The 19,449-nt window shown below is 60.9% G+C and carries 10 protein-coding genes; 1 reads left to right on the top strand and 9 read right to left on the bottom strand.

All coding sequences use genetic code 11. From position 1 onward, the window contains the following. Positions 1–12 precede the first annotated feature (12 nt). The 9 genes from NQ559_RS08605 to NQ559_RS08645 all read right to left on the bottom strand — a co-directional run bounded on the left by NQ559_RS08605 (position 13) and on the right by NQ559_RS08645 (position 16,609). Positions 13–3,363 carry a SusC/RagA family TonB-linked outer membrane protein gene (locus NQ559_RS08605; protein ID WP_018696144.1) on the bottom strand — a complete coding sequence of 1,117 codons (3,351 nt, stop codon included), beginning with the start codon at positions 3,361–3,363 and terminating at the stop codon, positions 13–15. 78 nt (positions 3,364–3,441) lie between these two features. After that, on the bottom strand, positions 3,442–6,099 hold the full coding sequence (locus NQ559_RS08610) for a BACON domain-containing protein (protein ID WP_018696143.1): 2,658 nt from the start codon (positions 6,097–6,099) through the stop codon (positions 3,442–3,444). 21 nt (positions 6,100–6,120) lie between these two features. Continuing rightward, positions 6,121–8,337, bottom strand: a complete 2,217-nt coding sequence (locus tag NQ559_RS08615) for a calcineurin-like phosphoesterase C-terminal domain-containing protein (RefSeq protein WP_259802313.1) — start codon at positions 8,335–8,337, stop codon at positions 6,121–6,123. A 36-nt stretch (positions 8,338–8,373) separates the two neighbouring features. Then, positions 8,374–9,792, bottom strand: a complete 1,419-nt coding sequence (locus tag NQ559_RS08620; RefSeq protein ID WP_018696140.1) for a calcineurin-like phosphoesterase C-terminal domain-containing protein — start codon at positions 9,790–9,792, stop codon at positions 8,374–8,376. A 510-nt stretch (positions 9,793–10,302) separates the two neighbouring features. Continuing rightward, the gene (locus NQ559_RS08625; protein WP_026318412.1) at positions 10,303–11,652 is read right to left on the bottom strand and encodes a sodium-dependent transporter; all 1,350 of its coding nucleotides are present in this window, start codon (positions 11,650–11,652) and stop codon (positions 10,303–10,305) included. A 55-nt stretch (positions 11,653–11,707) separates the two neighbouring features. Next, on the bottom strand, positions 11,708–12,061 hold the full coding sequence (gene folB, locus NQ559_RS08630) for a dihydroneopterin aldolase (protein ID WP_018696138.1): 354 nt from the start codon (positions 12,059–12,061) through the stop codon (positions 11,708–11,710). A gap of 1 nt (position 12,062) precedes the next feature. Then, positions 12,063–13,361, bottom strand: a complete 1,299-nt coding sequence (tyrS, locus tag NQ559_RS08635; RefSeq protein ID WP_018696137.1) for a tyrosine--tRNA ligase — start codon at positions 13,359–13,361, stop codon at positions 12,063–12,065. Between the two features lie 18 nt (positions 13,362–13,379). After that, positions 13,380–15,476 (bottom strand): DNA polymerase III subunit gamma/tau, encoded by a 2,097-nt coding sequence (gene dnaX / locus NQ559_RS08640; protein ID WP_018696136.1) that lies wholly within the window; start codon positions 15,474–15,476, stop codon positions 13,380–13,382. A 146-nt stretch (positions 15,477–15,622) separates the two neighbouring features. Next, positions 15,623–16,609 carry an ATP-grasp fold amidoligase family protein gene (locus tag NQ559_RS08645; protein ID WP_018696135.1) on the bottom strand — a complete coding sequence of 329 codons (987 nt, stop codon included), beginning with the start codon at positions 16,607–16,609 and terminating at the stop codon, positions 15,623–15,625. Positions 16,610–16,831: 222 nt separating this feature from the next. Between NQ559_RS08645 and clpB the strand changes: the two genes are divergently transcribed. Continuing rightward, positions 16,832–19,429 (top strand): ATP-dependent chaperone ClpB, encoded by a 2,598-nt coding sequence (clpB, locus tag NQ559_RS08650; protein WP_018696134.1) that lies wholly within the window; start codon positions 16,832–16,834, stop codon positions 19,427–19,429. Positions 19,430–19,449 lie beyond the last annotated feature (20 nt).

Here is a 19,449-nt window from a genome sequence, read left to right on the forward strand (position 1 = left end):
GCGTTCGCAGTTTTAGAACTGAAGTTTGATGTTGATACCGTAGGTACGCGTCATCGGGAAGGTGACGGTTTCGATACCGGGGTAAATGTTCGTACCGTTGACCAGACCTGCCGCCTCGGGGTCGAACTGCGGCCAGTCGGTGATGCAGAAGAGGTTGGTGGCGAAGAACCCGATCGACGCGCCCTGCAGGAAACGGGTCTTGGCCATCAGGTGCTTCGGCAGCTGGTAGTCGATGCGCAGCTCCTTGAACTTGAGGAAGTCGGTGCTGAACGTGTTTTCACGGCCGTTGTCGCGCACCCATTTGTAGGACTGGTAGTAGGTGTAGATGTTCTCCGTGACGGCGGTGTTCTTCTGGTAGGAAACCGTGCCGTCGCCGTTGTCCACGGCGTTGACGCCCTGCAGAACCAGGCCGTCGTCACGTCCGGCGAGCGAGTTCTTCAGTTTGCCCTGGTACGAGAGTGCGAAGTTGGTCACCGAGTAGGCTACGCCGCCGACCTGCGCCGTGAACTGCGCGCTCAGCGAGAGGTTCTTGTAGCGGAACGTCGTGCCGAAGCCTGCCTTCCAGTCGGGGATTACGCTGCCCAGGTGCTCGAACTTCTTGGAGTCGGTCTCCTTGGTCAGCAGCGGGTAGCCGGTCTTGGCGTTGATGATCTGCATGCCCGAGCAGTCGACCTGGTTACCGTTTTCGTCCGTGTAGGTCGAACCCTCCGGCGCGTACTCGTAGTGGCTGGCCGAATAGAGCTGGTGCATGGACTTGCCCACGTACGAGTAGACGAATATACGGCTGCCGATGGTCGTCGAGGTCGAGGTCTGCAACGGCGTTGCGGGATCCCATCCGTTCTGCAGCTCGTTGAGTTTGTTCTTGTTGAGCGACCAGTTGCCGTTGATCTCCCAGTTGATGTCCTTCGTGCGGACGGGAACCATGCGGAACGTGACCTCGACACCCTTGTTGGTAATCAGGCCGGCGTTCATCTTGCGGGACGTACTGCCGGTTTCGGCGCTCGTTTCGGCGCTGATGATCTGGTTGCGGGTGCTGGTCTTGTAGAGCGCCACGTCGACATTGAGCCGGTTGCCCAGGAACTTGGTTTCCAGGCCGACTTCCCAGCTGCTGGTCTTTTCCGGGAGGATGTACGGGTAGTTGCTGGCCGTAGGCAGCGTGACGCCGCCCGGATAGTCCGTGGTCGAGTAGTCGTCGTAGAGCGAGAAGACCGAAGTGTCGTTACCCACCTGTGCCCACGAACCGCGCAGCTTGATCATGTTGACATGAGGGGAGTTGATCTTGAACGCCTTGTCGAGCAGGATACTGGCCGATACCGACGGGTAGAAATAGCTCCAGTTGGAGGGAGCCAGCGTCGACGACCAGTCGTTGCGGGCCGTGACGTCGAGGAAGTAGGTGTCGTCCCACGACAGGTTGACAAAGCCGTAAAGGCTGTTGGTCTGCCGGTTGCTGCGGTAGGGCGACGTGTCGAGGGCTACCGCGGCGTTGGCGAACGAATACATGCCGGGGCCTTCGCTGCTCAGCTGCGAGGCGGTGATGGTGGTCGAGTAGTATTTATTGCGCAGGACGCTGCCGCCGAATGCCGCCGTGACGCCGAAGCGATCCCACAGCTTGTTGTACTTGAGCAGGAAGTCCGAGTTGTAGTCGTAGCGGCGGATGGTCTTCTCGCGGTACATGCCGTAGCGGTTGTCGAGCGACATGAAGGGTTTCTGCTGCGAGCGCCATTCGATATTGGCATCGAAGCCGCCGCGCAGCGTGAAGGTCAGCTCGGGCAGGATCGTGAAGTCGATGCTCACGTTGCCGAAGAAACGGTCACGATCCAGTTTGTTCAGCTCCTCGTACAGTGTGCGGTAGGGGTTGTGGCCCTCGAGGCTGTTGTAGATAAGCCCCGAAGTGGTGTTGTATTTGTCTTCGCCGCTGCCTGCCAGGTAGTTGGCATAGGTATAACGGCCCTGCATGTACTCGTCGCGGTAAGCCGAGATGGGGTTGGTGTTGTAGCCCCAGATCAGGCCGTACATGGGCGAACCCTGGCTGTAACCCGACATGGGCATGTTGTCGCTGTTCTTGCGGATGTAGTTGACCTTTGCCGCCAGTTTGATGGCCTTGCTGATCTTCTGGTTCAGGGCCAGTGCGAAGGTCTGCTGTTCGTAGCCCGAGTTGGGCGTGATCCAGTCGTTACGCAGGTCGGTGAATGAGAAGCGCGTGCTCGTACCCTTGCCCGTCGAACCGTCGATGGTCACCGAGTTGCTCCACGTAACGCCCGTTTCGAAGAGGCCGGTGAACCAGTCGTCGGCGTATACCCACGGCAGGGGGGTGAACTCCCCGGTTTCCCAGTTCTTCGACATGTAGAGATAGCGCAGCTTGCTGGAGTCGAAATGCTCGCCGTACGTGTAGCGCGAGATCTGCTGGCGGACGGGCTGCCCGTCGTAGGTCATCGTGCCGGGAAGGCCCCATGCCGATGCGACGCGGTTGGTGAGCGACGTGGTGACGGCCGAGGGGCCGTATTCCTCCTGGAATTCGGGCCAGAAGCCTGCGGTCTCGAAGGTCACCGAACCGTTGTAGGTAACGCCGATACCACGCTGTTCGCGGCCCGACTTGGTGGTGATGAGCACCACGCCGTTCTGGCCCATCGAACCGTAAAGCGCGGCTGCGGCGGGGCCCTTGAGGACGGAGACGTTCTCGATGTCGTCGGGGTTGAGGTCGGAGATCGGGTTACCGAAGTCCACCGGGGCGTTGCTGTTGGCATAGTTGGCGCCCGAACCGGAGGCTACCGTGCCGTTGCTCATCGGGATACCGTCGATGACGAACAGCGCTTCGTTGGCGCCGTAGTTGAGCGACGTGTCGCCGCGCAGCGTCACACGTACCGTACCGCCGGGGCCGGTGCCCGCCGAGGACATCGACATACCGGCGACCTTGCCGTTGAGCCCCGTCACCCAGTTGCTCGATATGGATTTGGTGAGTTCGTCGCCCGAGACTTTCGAAACGGCATAGCCGACCGATTTCTCCGAGCGGGTCAGGCCGAGTGCCGTGACGACCACTTCGTCGATCTTCTGCGCCGATTCTTTCAGCGTGACGTTGATCGTGGTGCGGCTTCCGACCGTGACCTCCTGCGGGTCATAACCCAACGACTGGAAGACCAGCACGTCGTTGTCGCTGCCGACATGGATAGTATAGGTTCCGTCTGCGTTCGAAATCGTACCCGTCGCACTCCCCTTCAGGATGACGGTGGCCCCGACGAGCGGGCTTTTGCCGTCCGTATCGAACACGATGCCCGTGATGTTGCGGCTCTGGGCCCAGGCGGCCGAAGCGACCAGCAACATTACCGCGGTTGCCAAAGCATTCCGTATGTATGTTTTAAGCTTCATATTGTTGATTTTTTTGATTCGGGTTTCTGTCGAACGGCTGCGGTCGTCCTGCGGGCGGCCGCAGCCGTCAAGGTCGGTTTAGGGAACAATCTGTATTCTCGGGCTGTCGGCCGTTCCGGCTCCGGCCCAGCGCATCGTCCTGCCGTTGGGCTTGGTGAGTGCGCCCTTGCCGCTGGCCTGCCAGTTGGCCGCGCAGACGAACCGGAATTCGATGTTGCCGCCGGAGATCGCATTGGCATAGGTGACCGTCACGTCGACCGTGATGTTGGTCTTCCCGTCGGCTTTCATGGCGTGGGTGTAGGAGACCTCTTCCCCCGTTTCCGTGGTCGTTTGCAATGCCGCGGCGGGTTTCCAGGTGCCGCCGTCGTTGTACTCCATCCGCCAGAATTTGTGGCCGGTGGCCGAGGTGCGGGTGATCGCCGTGAAGCGGACTTTGGTGCCTGCGTCGAGGTTCGTCACCGGGACGGCGAACGTCCAGTAGTCGCCCGGCCAGCCGCCCGTGATGTACGGATGGCCCGTACTGCCGACGATGCGTTCGCATTTCTTGTCGGGATCGCTCGGTGCCGTGTGTGTATAGGATAGGTACCCCGGCCCCGATTGGGCCAGCACCGTGTTGTACGGGCTGTCGGGCCCGCCCTTGAAGTCCTGGGCGTAGTTGCCCATATCCTCTTCCGAGAACGACCATTGTACGGGAGACGCCAAGTCCCATTTCACCGTTCCGGGCGATACGGGCTGCTGCGAAAGCGCGATCTTCTCGGTAAGGGTTGCATCGCCCTCGGCCGCCGTGATCGTAAACTCGCCGAAGCGGCGGAACGAGAGGTTCTGCTCAAGCGCCTTGACCGTTACCTCCACGTCGGTGTTGGCGGCACCCTGCCCGGGGCTCACCTCGTACCATGCCGCAGCGCCCGATGGGGCGATCGTCCAGGGATAGGGGGCGTTGACCGTGAATTTCACCTCGGCACCCGATTCTGCGGGGTTGTCGCTGAGCTCCAGCGTATTGTCCGTCAGCCCTTCGATGGTGATCTGTGCCCCGGAAGCCTGCGTGACGGCAACCTTCTCGATCTCTGCGCCTTCCGACTTGATGATGATATGGCCCGTGCGGCTTTCGCCTCCGGAGTTCCTGCCTACTTCCACCTTGGTGGTGACGTAGGGCAGCCCCGTGGCCTTGACGGTCGCCACGCCGTTCGAGAGCGATGCGCCGTTGTTCGCGCCCGTTACCGTCGACGGGTCTGCGTCGCCGCAGCGTACGGTGGTGATCGTCAGCCAGTCGCAGTCGGTCTCTGCCGTCCAGGCCTTGTTGACGCGCACCGAGCAGGTCAGCGTGCCGCCTTCGGCGACCACCATGCTGTTGGCATCGAAGAGACTCGGATCGGAAGTGTTGACGATCTCCTTGTCTAACGGGGTGACGAGTGCCTCCGGTGCCGGGGCTTCGGGGTTCTCGTCCTTGGCGCGCGTCACGGTGATGTTGTCCAGGTAGAGGCGGCATTTCACTTCGCGCTCGCTGCCGAAGGTGATGCGGGTTTCGTTCGTAGCGCCGTAGACGATCAGCGAGTAGCGCGTCCACTCCCAGACGTTCTTCACCTCGACCAGCGCGGTGGTTTCCACCAGGTCGCCGATCGTGCCGGGCCCTTTGATCGTGACGTCCATGTGGTCGTCGCCGTTGTCCACCGTGCCGCCTGCCGACGAATAGGCGGCTGCGTCGAACTGCACGAGCAGCGTCGCGGCCTTGCCGGCGTCGATGCCCGTGAGCGCGGGGATCGTGATGGCGCCCATGTTGGCGGTCTTACCCAGCTTGACATGGCCTTCGTAACGGGCATATACCGAGGGCGTGTAGATGTAACCCTTGGCCGCTACGGCCTCTTTCATCCCGTCGGTCGAGAGGGCGAACTCGTTGCCGTTCGTGCCGTCGATCGACACGCTCGGCCAGCCGTACTTGGTGTAGGGGCTCACCCAGTTGTCGGGAATCCACTGGAAGTCGTCGCTGAAGAAGACGTATCCCTCGGTATGCGTGTCCTTGGGCATGTAGGGCGCCTGAACCAGCTCGATGATCTCCTCGGCGGTGTTCTCCCCGAATTCGGCGTCGCCGGCCGTGATCGTTATCTTCGACTCACGGCGTTCGTCGGTGGTGTTGGCCTTGGGCGTGATGGTGACTTCGGCCGCAGAGCCGGCCTTGCCGCTCTTGGGGGCGACCGTCAGCCAGGTCTCGTTCTCCACCGTGAGCGTCCAGTCGTAGGATGCCTCGACGGTGAAGACCACCGGATCCGTATCTTCGGCTTCGAATGCCAGCAGGCGTTCGTCGAGCCCCGTGAGCACGATGCCGGCCGCCAGGTAGGCGTCCTGCGAAAGCGGGATGCTCTTCTGCGTCAGGCAGGGATGGAGGTTGTTGCCGCTGTTGGCGCGGATGGTGAATTCGCCGTCGCGCGCCTCGCCCTGGTTCAGGGTCGGGGTGACGGTGACCTGGATATTCTGGCCCGCCTCGCCCTTGTTCGGGGTGACGACGAACCAGCCTGCGGTCTTGGTGATCTCCCAGGGCGCGTCGACGCTCATGGTAAATGTATGCGGGGTCAGTGCCGAATAGAGGAACTTCAGCCCTGCATCGGGCAGGTTTTCGGTGGAGAGTGCCGGGGGGATGGGGTTCCCCGAATCCCCTTCGGTGTCGTCGTCGCTGCACGCCGCGGCTCCCAGGAGCGTGACGCATAATAACGACCACAACCATTTGTTCATTATACGCTTCATTGTCTTAAGGTTTTTTGAGGGTTATTTGGTCACGTCGGTCGTGAGCGCCTTGGGCCGGGTCATCGACTCCGTGCTGACGTTGCCGAAGCGGTCGGTAACCGAGATCTCCAGCGTGGAAGATGCCGAAGAGGCCGTAACCTCGAACATATGCATGCAGGAGGTCGAGGGGAAGGTGAGCGTGCCGTTGTTGACCGCGCCGCGCGGGATGTCGTACGAAATGCTGTGCAGCGGGTCTTTCTTGCTCCAGACCTGTTTCACGGCGAGCGGCGTTCCGTTTTCCGTCACGGAAACCGTCCAGCCCGGCTCATAGGCCCAGACGTTGATGTAGACGGCATTTTCGCCCACCGTCGAATAATCCTTGTCGCGGTTTCGGAGGTCGTTGCCTGCGGCGAAGGCCTTGAGTGCCGTGGCGTCGGTGGCCCAGTACTCCTTGACCTCGTTCATGTCGTAGGTGATGAACTGCTTTTCGATGGGAAGCCCCGTGGCTTTGTACTGCCATTTAAGGTCGGTTCCGTCGACCGTGAAGATCTTGTAACCCGCGGGCGAACCGTCGGTGCAGACGTTGTTGTTGCCGTACTGCTGCGTCCACCACCAGGTGCCGCAGACCGCCGCGATATTCTGCTCGTAGACGTTCGCATAGGTCGGCGACTGGATATTGCGGTTCACGTGCGTGTGCCCCGTGAGGAAAGTCACGTTGCTGAAGCCGGCGAAGCAGCTCAGGATTTTGTCGATGTCGGCCTGGGTCTGGAGCGCTACGCTCACGCCGCCGCTTCCGCTGTACGAGTAAAGCGGACAGTGGCATCCCACGACGATCGGGGTCGATTTGTCGACATGGGTGAGTTCCTCCTTGAGCCATGCCAGCTGCCGGTCGTCGAAGCGGCGGTTGTAATTGTGCGAACCGACCGTACCCTGCGAGCCGCCCGTGTTGAGGTACTCGGTGTTGTCGAGCATGATGTAGTGTATCCGGCCGATGTTCATGGCGTAGTAAACCGGGCCCATGTGTTGGCGGTAGGGGCCTTCGGCGCCGAAATCGGAGGCTACATAGGGGTCGTTGTCGTGGTTGCCCATCACCGACCACATCTGGAAGTTGAAGTCCTCGACGCTCTGCTTGCATTCGGGCAGCGCCCACTTGTTGTCGTACCAGTAGCCGTCCCACGAGAAGTCGCCCAGGTTGAGGCAGTATACCTTTCCGGGTGCGGCGGAGTTGTAGGCCGATGTCAGCTCCTTGACGAAGCCGTCGGCGAACAGGACGTAATCTTTCGGGGAGTTGCGGTTGGCCAGGTGCATGTCCGTGGCCACGAGCATGGTGTGGGAGTCGTTGTCGGCCCTGAGCAGCTGGAAGTCGAGTTGTTCGACGGTGTTTGCGTCGAGCGTGCAGGGCTGCCAGAACTGGGGCATCGCCTTGACGGTGGGGACGTCATAGCCCGCAGGCAGGATGACGAAGGCGAGTTCGTTGCGTTTTTCGGAATTGAGCCAATAGAAACCGTTGGCGTCGGTCTTGGTGATCAGGTCTCCGTCCGAGACCAGGACGTCGGCGATGCCTTGTCCTGCCAGGTGGACGATACCCTTGATCGTCGCGCCCTCCTTGTCCGGTACGGTGACGCCGCCCAGGGAGAGGTTGAGTTTGGCGGAGCCCAGTGCCTGCTCTTCTGCTCCGCGCTGCAGGGTGAATTCACAGTCGCCGTCGGCGGCGTTCTGGGGAATGGTGAAGGTCAGCGAAGAATCGTCAGCACCCTTGACCGGCGCTTCGAATTTCCCCCCCCCTTGTTCCAGGAAGAGTTTGTCCGTAGCCATGAACCCGCGGCCGCGGATCACGGCGTCGCCGCCCCAGTTGCCCGAGATGGTCTTGCCCAGGTCGACGTCGATGGCCAGTTGTACGGTCATCCTGCTCGATCCGAGCACCTGGTAGTCCTGTGCCCGGTTGAGCACGACCTTATAGACGGTCTGGTCTGCCGCGCCGTCGGGTATGACGAACGTCAGCAGTTTTTCCGATGCTACCGTGGTCGCTGCCGGGAGATCCTCACCGGCGCGTAACGCGATGGCGTCGCCCTGGGCGAAGCCGTAGCCGGAAACGGAAACCTCCATCCCGCGGTAGACGGTCATCGAGGTCGGAATAACTACATCGGTGACCAGCCGGCCATCGTTGTAGATCTCCTTGTCGCTGTCGTCACAACCGGCCAGTCCGACCGGCAGGGTGACGAGCAGCAACCCGGCGATTAAAGTAATCAGTTTTTTCATAGGCTATTGATGATTTTGGTGTTGGTGTCCTGTACGTCAGTCGGTGTGCCCGAGTGCGATGCGCTCCGAGTAGCGGCGGCCGAATCGGTTGGTGGCGACCACCTCCACCTCGCGGGCCGATGCCGAGGGGCGTGCCGTGAAATAGAAGTTCGTCGGGCGTGGGCGCTGGACTTTGGAGATTTTCCTTCCGGCGGCCTTCAGCGAGTCGATGTGCGCGGTATAATCCGGGTCGTCGAGCGTCGTACGCTGCATGGCGCCGCGGTAACGGCCGTCCTCATACCATACGACCGTCCAGTACGAATCCCAGTTCCATATCTTTGCCACGACGCTGGCCGGGTGCTTGGCCACCTGGCCGGGGTGCCATACGCGGATCTGCCGTGCCGGGGACTCGCCGAGGCTCCGGTATTCCCACGAGAATTCCCCGCCGCATTCGCGGAACAGCTGGAAGCCCTTGGGCGTACCGTCCCAGTTGATCGGATCCCACCAGAGGTTGCCGCAGACCTGCGCTACGTTGTGTTCCATGACCCCCTCGCGGATGTCGTAATTCGAGTTGAGGTGCGTATGCCCGGTGATGAAGTGCAGTTCGTGCCCCGCAAAGGCGTCCATCAGCCCTTCGGCCGACTCCATGACGCGGTTCCCGAGCCACGATTTCATGGCCGGGGCATGCATCGCGATGCAGACGCGCGACCCTGCGGGCAGGCGTTCGGCATAGGCGGCTGCCCAGCGCAGTTGCATCGTGTCGATCCGCTCCTCGTATTTCTTCGCGCCGTGGTAAACGATGTCGTCGAGTACGATATAGTGCGTGCGCCCCATGTCGAATGCATAATAGGTGGGGCCGAAATGGCTGCGGTAATTCTCCGTCGCCTCGCGGTCGGTATATTTGTTCAGGTCATGGTCGTGGTTGCCGATCACGCCGTATACGGGTACCCCGAGCTTGGCGAACTCCGCTTTCACGCCTGCGAAGAGTTCCGGGGAGTCCCATACGATGTCCCCGAGCACGATAGCGGCCTGGTTCGAGCCCCGCGTTCTCCCGTTATCGGTTGCCGCCTGCAATGCGGGCATGACCTCGCTCCGCAACCGCCGGAAATGCTCTTCGGTCTTGGGCTGCGGATCGGCGATCGCCAGCAGTTCGTAGCATTCGCCCGAGCCGGGCCACGGTTGCAATTCGAAGTCGTAGCGTTTGGCCGCCGGGTCGTATGTGCGGTAGAATTGCGGGATGCCCCCTTCGAGCGGAGCCAGGTAGCCGGACGGGGTCACCAGGCTGATGAACAGCGCCTGGTCGTCGGCATCGAGCGTGAATATGCCCTGCTCGTCGCTTTGCGCGAACGTATAACCGTCGGTTACAGTCACGCCGCCCATCGGCTTTCCGCCGCATTTGACCGATCCCCGTATCGGGCGGGCGGAGGCTGCGGCACAGAGGCAGCAGGCCAGCAGGAAAAGTAACAGGTTTTTCATGGTCGGGTTTGTGCTGATGGTTTCTTGGTGTTTCTGTCTTTTTATTAAATAGGTGGGAGCCTGTGTCGCTCCGGCTGCAAAAATATTTTAATAATTGGCTTCGTGCGTCGTTGTCACCGGAATGTAATCCTTTTTTCATACCCTGGCAGCCGGCTGCCGCTGCGAAAGCTTGTCCCTGAGGACGGATGCAGGCCGCGGGTGCTGCCCGCGGTTTGCCTTTTACGGCCCGGGAATGAGTCTCGTGCCGTTTTAGGGGGTTTCTTGTTTTGTCAGTTTTGTCCGCGTTTTAATTGTGATGTGTAATATTTTTAATTTCATTATGAAACAAAAATAAATCTTTAATTTTATTTTCCAAAATAAAACACAAAAAAATTGGACGAAATATCTGCTTTTTTGTGAAAGAATGGTTTTGAATCGAAATGCACGGCCTCCCTCCGGCCCCGGCCGCGGAAATAAAAAATCCCCGGACTTGGGAAAGTCCGGGGCCGGGGAAACGCTTGTCGCCTCTTGTCAGAATACCCCGAGGTTGTCGAGGAAGATCAGCAGCAGCACTGCCGGGCAGACGTAGCGCAGCAGGAAGCTGAATAGCCCGTAGATACGGAATTTCAACTCTCCGTTGTTGGTGATCTGCGCCTTGAGGATGTGGTGGTCGAGCTTCCAGCCCACGAAGATGCAGGTGAAAAGCCCGCCTGCCGGCAGCAGGATGTTGGCCGTCAGGAAGTCGAGCGAGTCGAAGAGCGAAAGCCCGCAGACCTTCCAGCTGCCCAGCGCCCCGAGCGACAGCGATGCCAGCGATGCCAGGGCGGCCGTGGCGGCGGTCGTGAGCCATGCGGCGGCCTTGCGGCTCAGGTGCCACTCCTCGTGCAGGTAGACCGTGACCACTTCGTGCAGCGAGATGGTCGAGGTCAGGGCCGCGACGGCCAGCAGCAGGAAGAAGATCGACGACCAGACCATGCTCAGCGGCATACTGTTGAAGATGCTCGGCAGGGTGATGAAGACCAGTGCCCGGCCCGATGTGGGTTCGATACCGGCGCTGAACACGGCCGGGAAGATCACCACGCCGGCCAGTACGGCCACCAGCGTGTCGAGGATCGTGACGTTGAGCGCCGTGTGGCGCAGGTTCGTGTCGGGTTTGAAATACGAGGCGTAGGTCACCATCGTGCCGATGCCGATCGAGAGCGAGAAGAAGGCCTGCCCCAGTGCGACGAGCACCGTCGACGGGGTCACCTTCGAGAAATCCGGGGCGAAGAGGAACTTCAGCCCGGCCTCCCCGCCCGGCATCAGCAGCGAGTGGATCGACAGCACGATCAGGATGAGCAGCAGCAGCGGCATGAGGATCTTGGCCGAGCGTTCGATGCCTTTCTGTACGCCCAAGGCGATTACGAAATGGGTGGCCAGCACGAAGAGGCAGGTATACAATACGGGTCGCCAGGGGTTGCTGATGAACGTTTCGAAAATATCCTTGTACTCCCCGGCGGTCGAGACGCGGGCGAAGCTGCCCGTCACCGAGTGTACCATGTATTCCGCCGTCCAGCCCGAAACCACGAAGTAGAAACCCAGAATCAGGAATGCCGCCAGCACGCCGTTGTATCCCAGGAAGCTCCACCGCGGGTTCAGCGCCCGGTAGGCACCCACGGCGTTGCGGTGCGAGGCACGCCCCACGGTGAATTCCGCGATCATGAGCGGCAGTCCCAGCAGCAGGACACAAAGGACATAGATTATCAGAAATGCCCCGCCGCCGTTCTCCCCGGCTACATAAGGGAAGCGCCAGATGTTGCCCAGCCCGACGGAACTGCCCGCAGCGACCAGCACGGCGCTCAATTTGCCACCCAAGGTGGCGCGACTCTTCTTGTGATGCATAACCTAACCTGTTTATTATCGCAAACGGGTGTGCGCATGCGTGCGCACACCCGTCCTATTTCTCCAGCACGACGCTCACCTTCTCGAGCTTCCCGCCCAGCGGCGGCGCCAGTTTCGAGACGGTGCATTTTACGTGCCGCACCTGCGGGAAGGTGGCATAAACCGCCTCGATGATGTTCGTCGCCACCCGCTCGATGGTGTGCTGCGTGATGCGCATCTGCATCTCGACGACTTCGTAGGCCGTCAGGTAGTTGACCGTCTTGCGCACGTCGTCGTCCGTGGCCGCATGGCCCAGTTCGGCCGTCAGTTCCAGGTCGACCGTGAAGCGGTTGCCCACCTTGCGTTCCAGCTCGTAGCAGCCGTGCAGCGCGTGGAATTCCATGCGCGTCAGAACGATGCGGTATTCCATGCTACTCGGCGATTACGAGGTAGTAATTCTTCTTCCCCTTCTGTACGAGCAGGTATTTGCCGGCGATCAGGTCGGCCTCGCCCACCGTACGTGCCGGGTCGGCGACCTTCTCCTTGTTGAGCGACACGCCGCCGCCCTGCACCATCTTGCGGCATTCGCCCTTCGAGGGGAACACCTGCGTCTTCTCGGCGCACAGATCGACGAACGGCAGTCCCAGCTCGGCGCGGGCGATACGGAACTGCGGCACGCCTTCGAACACCTGCAACAGGGTTCCTTCGTCTATTTTGCGCAGCGCCTCCGACGTCGAGCCGCCGAAGAGGATTGCCGAGGCTTCGACCGCCTTTTCGTACTCCTCCCTGGAGTGGATCATCGTGGTGATCTCCTGTGCCAGCCGCTTCTGCAGGATGCGCAGGTGGGGTGCGGCTTCGTGTTCGGCGGTCAGTGCCTCGACGGTTTCACGGTCTAACAGCGTGAAGATGCGGATGTAACGCTTGGCATCCTCGTCGCTGACGTTGAGCCAGAACTGGTAGAACTTGTAGGGCGAGGTATAGCGCGCATCGAGCCATACGTTGCCGCTCTCGGTCTTGCCGAATTTCGTGCCGTCGGCCTTGGTGATAAGCGGGCAGGTGATGGCGAACGCTTCGGCCTCGTTGCCCAGCTTGCGGCGGATCAGCTCCGTGCCGGTGGTGATGTTGCCCCACTGGTCGGCGCCGCCCAGCTGCACCTTGCAGTTCATCGTCTGGTAGAGGTGCAGGAAGTCGAAGCCCTGTACCAGCTGGTAGGTGAACTCGGTGAACGACATGCCGTCGCCCTCGCCGCTGAACCGTTTCTTGACCGAGTCTTTGGCCATCATGTAGTTGACGGTGATGCACTTGCCGATGTCGCGGATGAATTCCAGGAACGAGATGTCCTTCATCCAGTCGTAGTTGTTCACCAGCACGGCCGCGTTGGGGGCGTCCGACTCGAAGTCGAGCAGTTTGGCCAGCTGGCGTTTGATCGCCTCCTGGTTGTGGCGCAGCGTGGGCTCGTCGAGCAGGTTGCGCTCCTGCGACTTGCCCGAAGGGTCGCCGATCATGCCCGTCGCACCGCCGATGAGTGCCAGCGGACGGTGCCCGCACATCTGGAAATGCTTGAGGATCATTACGCCCACCAGGTGGCCGATATGCAGCGAGTCGGCCGTGGGGTCGATGCCCAGGTAGGCCGTCGTCATCTCTTTTTCGAGTTGTTCCTTCGCGCCGGGCATGATCGTGTGGATCATCCCGCGCCATTCGAGTTCTTCGATGAAATTCTTTGTTGCCATTTTTATTGTTCGTTCTTTTTATTCTACTTCCAAGTCCAATGCTTTGCGGAGCTCCGCGACGAGCGGGTTCTTCTCCGTGATGTAACGGACGCGGTCTTCGAGCTTGATCGGGCGTGCCGCCCGGATCTCTTCGTTCACTGCGACCTCCAGTTCGATCATACCCTCGATGCCCGCCAGTTCGGCGATGCGCATCAGCATCCCGGTCTTGCTGCGCAGGATCTCCTCGCGCAGCTCCGTCGTCGGTACGCTCACCGAGATCGTGTTGTCGCGGAAGGTCATCAACTCGAAGGCCGGCACGAAGCGCGGGCGTTTCTCCTTGATGAGGTTCAGTATCCTGCTGCGGGCGTGCTCCAACTTTTCGGCACAGTCCGGGTCTATGCGCACGGTTTCGGGTTCGTCGGGCGTCTCGCCGTCCGACGGCTCCTCGTCGGGATCGCCGCCTGCCGAGGCGAGCAGCTCCGAGAGCGACGCGCCCGAGATCAGCGGCCGCCGTTTCATCCCCGGCGCAGGCTGTGCCGGGAGTGTTCCCTGTGCAGTCGGGCCGGCGGATGTACCCGCTGCCGGCCTTCCGGCCGGGGACGCGGCAGGCATTGCTGCGGACGTCGCTGCGGAAGGGGGTGCCGTTGCGGCTCCTGCTGCTTGCGCTGCCGGTTGTGCCGTTGCGCTTGCCGGGGCTGCGGGGTTGCCGGAGGCGCTTGTCGCCGGGGCATTCGTTGCCGGATTTCCGGTCGCCGAAACCTCTGCCGCTTGTGCAGTAGCCGTTGCGGCTGCCGGGGCTTCCGGGTTGCCGGAGGCATTTGCCGCCGGGGCGTTCGTTGCCGGATTTCCGGTCGCCGAAACCCCTGCTGGTTGTGCCGTAGCCGTTGCGGCTGCCGGGGCTCCGGGGTTGCCGGAGACAATTGCCGCCGGACGCGGTGCCGGCTGCCCGGCCGCTGCCGGAGCCGCCGCAGGTGCGGAGCCCGCCGTGCGGGGGGTGAGGGTAGGAAGGGGGTATTCCCCGGAAGATGTCAGAGAGTCATTTTTTTTTTGGCCGAGCCCTGCGATCTTCATCAGGCCCAGCTCGACGAGCAACCGCTGGTTGGACGATTGCCGGATCTTCCCGTCGAGCTCCGTCAGGCAGGAGATGGCTCCGAACAGGAACTCGACATCGCAGGCGCCCGCCTGCGTCCGGTATCGTTCGAGCAGCGTCCCGGTCATTTCGATCAGCCGCAGCGTTTCGGGGCGCTTGGCCATCAGCAGGTCGCGCATGTGGCGGTTCAGCCCCGCCATGAAGGTCTGCCCCGAGAAACCCCGCGACAGCACGCTGTCGAACGTCACCAGCGTGTCGACATAGTTGCCCGCGAGCAGCATCTCCGTGACGCCGAAGTAGGTGTCGTAGTCCAGGACGTTGAGCGTCTGGGCGACGTTGCGGTAATCGAGCGCCTTGCCGCAGAACGACACGGCCTTGTCGAACATCGACAGGGCGTCGCGCATGCCCCCGTCGGCTTTCTGGGCGATGAGGTTGAGTGACTCTTCGTCGGCCGCGATGCCTTCCTGCGAGGCGATGTATTTGAGGTATTCGACGCCGTCCTCGACGCGGATGCGGTTGAAATCGTAGATTTGGCACCGCGAGAGGATGGTCGGGATGATCTTGTGTTTTTCGGTCGTTGCGAGGATGAAGATCGCATGTGCGGGCGGCTCTTCGAGCGTTTTGAGGAAGGCGTTGAACGCCGCCGCCGAGAGCATGTGCACCTCGTCGATGATGAATACCGAGTAGCGCCCTACCTGCGGGATGATGCGCACCTGTTCGATCAGTGTGCGGATATCTTCCACCGAGTTGTTTGACGCGGCGTCCAGCTCGTGGATGTTCAACGAGCGCCCTTCGTTGAACGAACGGCACGATTCGCATTCGTTGCAGGCCTCCGATCCGTTGGGGTTCAGGCAGTTGATGGCCTTTGCGAAGATGCGGGCACAAGTGGTCTTGCCTACGCCGCGGGGGCCGCAGAACAGGTAGGCGTGAGCCAACTGCCCGCGCTCGATCGCATTTTTAAGCGTGGAGGTGATATGTTTCTGTCCGACGACCGAGGCGAAGGTCGCGGGGCGGTATTTCCGTGCGCTGACGATAAAATCACTCATAGTAGCGCAAAGATACGAATTAAGAATTAAATTAAAAATGAAACCCGCCTACAAAATGACAGCCCTCTCCCCATACCCGGGCGAAGGGCTGTGCATGGCGGGCCGGGCAGCCTGTTGCAGCCGCCTCTCCGGGCTGCCTGCCGTTTTTATTTGGCGGCGGCCTTCCGCAGTCCGAGGAGCCCGAGCAGTCCCGGGTGCGACGGTTGCGTCCGCTTGGCGGGCGGCAGGGATATTTGCGATCCCATCAATTCCTGAAACTCCTGGCTGAATCCCGTATCCATACCTGCAGATGAGGTGAATGTCAGTTCCCCGAATACGGGGTTGCCGGCGACTTCGTAAAGGTCGACCCGTACTTGGGGGAATCCTGATGAGAGCCGTTTGGCCGCATCGAGCATCCGGTCGAGGGATGCCGGACGCGGGATATCACACTGATGTGGGTCGTAATATTTTCCGGTGACGTAATGACCTATGTTTTTCCATGTCCTGGCATCGTACAATCCTGTTTTGACGTCGGATGGCGATTTACGGTTGTAGCAGACCATGCAACAATAGGGGTTGCCATCGAAACAGTAGAATTTATAGTCGATGAGCGAATTGCCGAATGCTGGTTCTGAGGGAAGGAGGCGTTCGGCGATAATGCGGGGTTTAATACCAAAATAGTGGTGTTCGGCCGTCATGCGGCCGAATTTCTTTCGCAGGGTGTGGTTGAGTGTACGGCGGATCGACCGGATGTCGGCTTTTTGCCTGTCGTTCACGATGATAACTTGTCCGTAGCCGTTATTGGTTTTCAGCACGAACGTGTCGGGGAGATTCCCCCCCCCGCTGAAGTCTATCTCCTCTGCGGATTCCCATACACCGTATAATTCGTTGAGCATCCATCCCAGCCCGCATTGCTCGACATACTCGCGGACGCGGTACTTGTCGGCCAGTTGCGACCAGCGGGTGGTGTCGGCATGGAGCATCATCCAGAGGATTTTTTCGTTGAAGGTTCGGGGGTTTTCGAGGTCGGGGTCGGTGCCGAATCGTTGCCGGTAGCGTATCCTGACCAGCTTTTCCGGATTGCGGTATGCATAATAGCGCATCTGCAACTGCTGCCATTTGCGCAGCAGGAACGGGGGTTTACGATATGTCATGAACGTGAAGAGTGAGAGTTAGGTGTTGCGAAGATAATACATTTCGGGCGATGTTCTGCTGTTTTATGCCGTATTGTGTAACTCTTCTGCAAAACAGCTGCCGTTTTGGCGCCTCGTGTCAGTCCCGGGAGTGACAAAGAATGACACATTGGCCGGAAATCGGGGTTGGCAGGCGTTTTGCGGAGATAATCTGCGAAAGTTAGAAAACAAATTATCAGAGATATGAACATCAATACGTTAACTGTAAAAGCGCAGGAGGCTCTGCAAAGTGCATTGACTCTTGCCCGGGAGCGCGGACAGCAGGCTGTCGAGCCGCTCCATATTCTGAGCGTGCTTGTCCGCGAGGACGATTCGCTCGCTACGTTCCTCCTGGGGCGTGTCGGGGTGAATGTCCGCGGCCTGCGCGACGAGGCCGACCGTGCCGTCGCGTCCCTTCCGAGGGTCGAAGGCGGCGGCGACCAGTTCTTTTCGCAGGACTCCTCGAAGGTGATCCAGCGTGCCGTGGACTTTACCCGGAACTTCGGCGACAAATATGCGTCGGTCGAGCACCTGCTGCTGGGGCTTATCGCCGAGCGCGGGCAGGCCGCCGACATCCTCAAGCGCAGCGGCGCCACCGAGAAGGAACTCCTTGAGGCGATCCGCACCTTCCGCAAGGGCGCTACGGTCGATTCCCAGACCTCCGAGCAGCAGTTCGATGCGCTGGGCAAGTATGCCATCAACCTCAACGAACAGGCCCGTTCGGGCAAGCTCGACCCGGTGATCGGCCGTGACGAGGAGATCCGCCGCGTGTTGCAGATCCTCTCGCGGCGTACCAAGAACAACCCGATCCTCGTGGGTGAGGCTGGTGTCGGCAAGACCGCCATCGCCGAGGGTATCGCACACCGGATCGTCGACGGCGACGTGCCCGAGAACCTGAAGTCGAAGGTGATCTACTCGCTCGACATGGGTGCCCTGATCGCGGGTGCGAAGTACCAGGGTGAATTCGAGGAGCGTCTGAAGGCCGTCGTGCAGGAAGTCGTGGCCAGCGACGGCGACATCCTGCTGTTCATCGACGAGATCCACACCCTCGTGGGCGCCGGCAAGTCGTCGGGTGCGATGGACGCCGCCAACATCCTCAAGCCTGCACTTGCGCGGGGCGAGCTGCGGACGATCGGCGCCACGACGCTCGACGAGTTCCAGAAGTATTTCGAGCAGGACAAGGCCCTCGAACGCCGTTTCCAGAAAGTCATGGTCGACGAACCGAGTCCCGAGGATGCCATTTCGATCCTCCGCGGCCTGAAGGATCGTTACGAAAACCACCATCAGGTGCGGATCAAGGACGAGGCGATCGTGGCCGCCGTCGAGTTGTCGACGCGTTACATCACCTCGCGGTTCCTGCCCGACAAGGCCATCGACCTGGTGGACGAGGCGGCCTCGCGGCTGCGGCTGGAGATGAACTCCGTGCCCGAGGAGATCGACACCCTCGACCGGCGTGTGCGCCAGCTGGAGATCGAACGCGAAGCGATCCGCCGCGAGAAGGACAAGGAGCGCGTCGAGCACCTCACCAAGGAGATCGAGGAGCTCAAGGCCCGTGACGCCGAGATGCGTGCCAAGTGGCAGGGGCAGCGCGACCTTTTGAAAAAGATTCAGTCGAACAAGGACAAAATAGAAGCCCTGAAGATCGAGGCGCAGCAGGCCGAGCGCCAGGGCGATTACGGCAAGGTGGCCGAAATCCGCTACGGCAAGATCCAGGAGGCGGAGAAGGAGATCGCCGCGTTCCAGGAGGAGTACAAACTGGCGTCGGCCAACGGCTCGATGATCAAGGAGGAGGTCGATGCGCAGGACGTCGCCGAGGTGGTGTCGCGCTGGACGGGCATCCCCGTGACGCGCATGCTGGCTTCCGAGCGCGAAAAACTGCTGCACATGGAGGACGAGCTGCACAAGCGCGTCATCGGGCAGGAGCAGGCCATCGCCGCCATTTCCGACGCCGTGCGCCGTTCGCGCGCCGGGCTGAACGACCCCCGCAAACCGATCGGCTCGTTCATCTTCCTCGGCACCACCGGTGTCGGCAAGACCGAGCTGGCCAAGGCGTTGGCCGAGTTCCTCTTCAACGACGACTCGATGATGACGCGTATCGACATGAGCGAATACCAGGAGCGTCACAGCGTGTCGCGTCTGGTCGGGGCGCCTCCGGGATATGTCGGTTACGACGAGGGCGGCCAGCTCACCGAGGCCGTGCGCCGCAAACCCTATTCGGTCGTGCTGCTCGACGAGATTGAGAAGGCCCATCCCGACGTTTTCAACATCCTGTTGCAGGTGCTCGACGACGGCCGTCTGACCGATAACAAGGGCCGTACGGTGGATTTCCGCAATACGATCATCATCATGACCTCGAATATGGGTTCGCAGGTCATCCAGGAGAATTTCGCGGAGGTGTTCAACGGTGAGAAACTCGCCCCCGAAGTGGTCGAGAAGACCCGCCGGGATGTGATCGACCTGCTCAAGCAGCAGCTCAAGCCCGAGTTCCTCAACCGTATCGACGAGATCGTGATGTTCGAGCCGCTGACGCGCAAGGATATCGAACGCATCGTGGACATCCAGCTCGGTGTCGTGCGCAGGATGCTTGCCGAAAACGGCATCCGCCTCGAATACAGCGAGAAGGCACGCGAATGGATCGCTGCCGCCGGTTACGACCCGCTCTACGGTGCGCGTCCCGTGAAGCGTACCATCCAGCGCTATGTGGTCAACGACCTGTCGAAGCGCATCCTTGCGGGCGACGTCAACCGTGAGCAGCCGATCCGCATCGACGCCGACGACAAGGGGCTGACCTTCGCGAACTGATCTGCAACGACCCGGCCCCG

Origin of the sequence: Alistipes onderdonkii (assembly GCF_025145285.1) — a bacterium.
Lineage (GTDB): Bacteria > Bacteroidota > Bacteroidia > Bacteroidales > Rikenellaceae > Alistipes > Alistipes onderdonkii.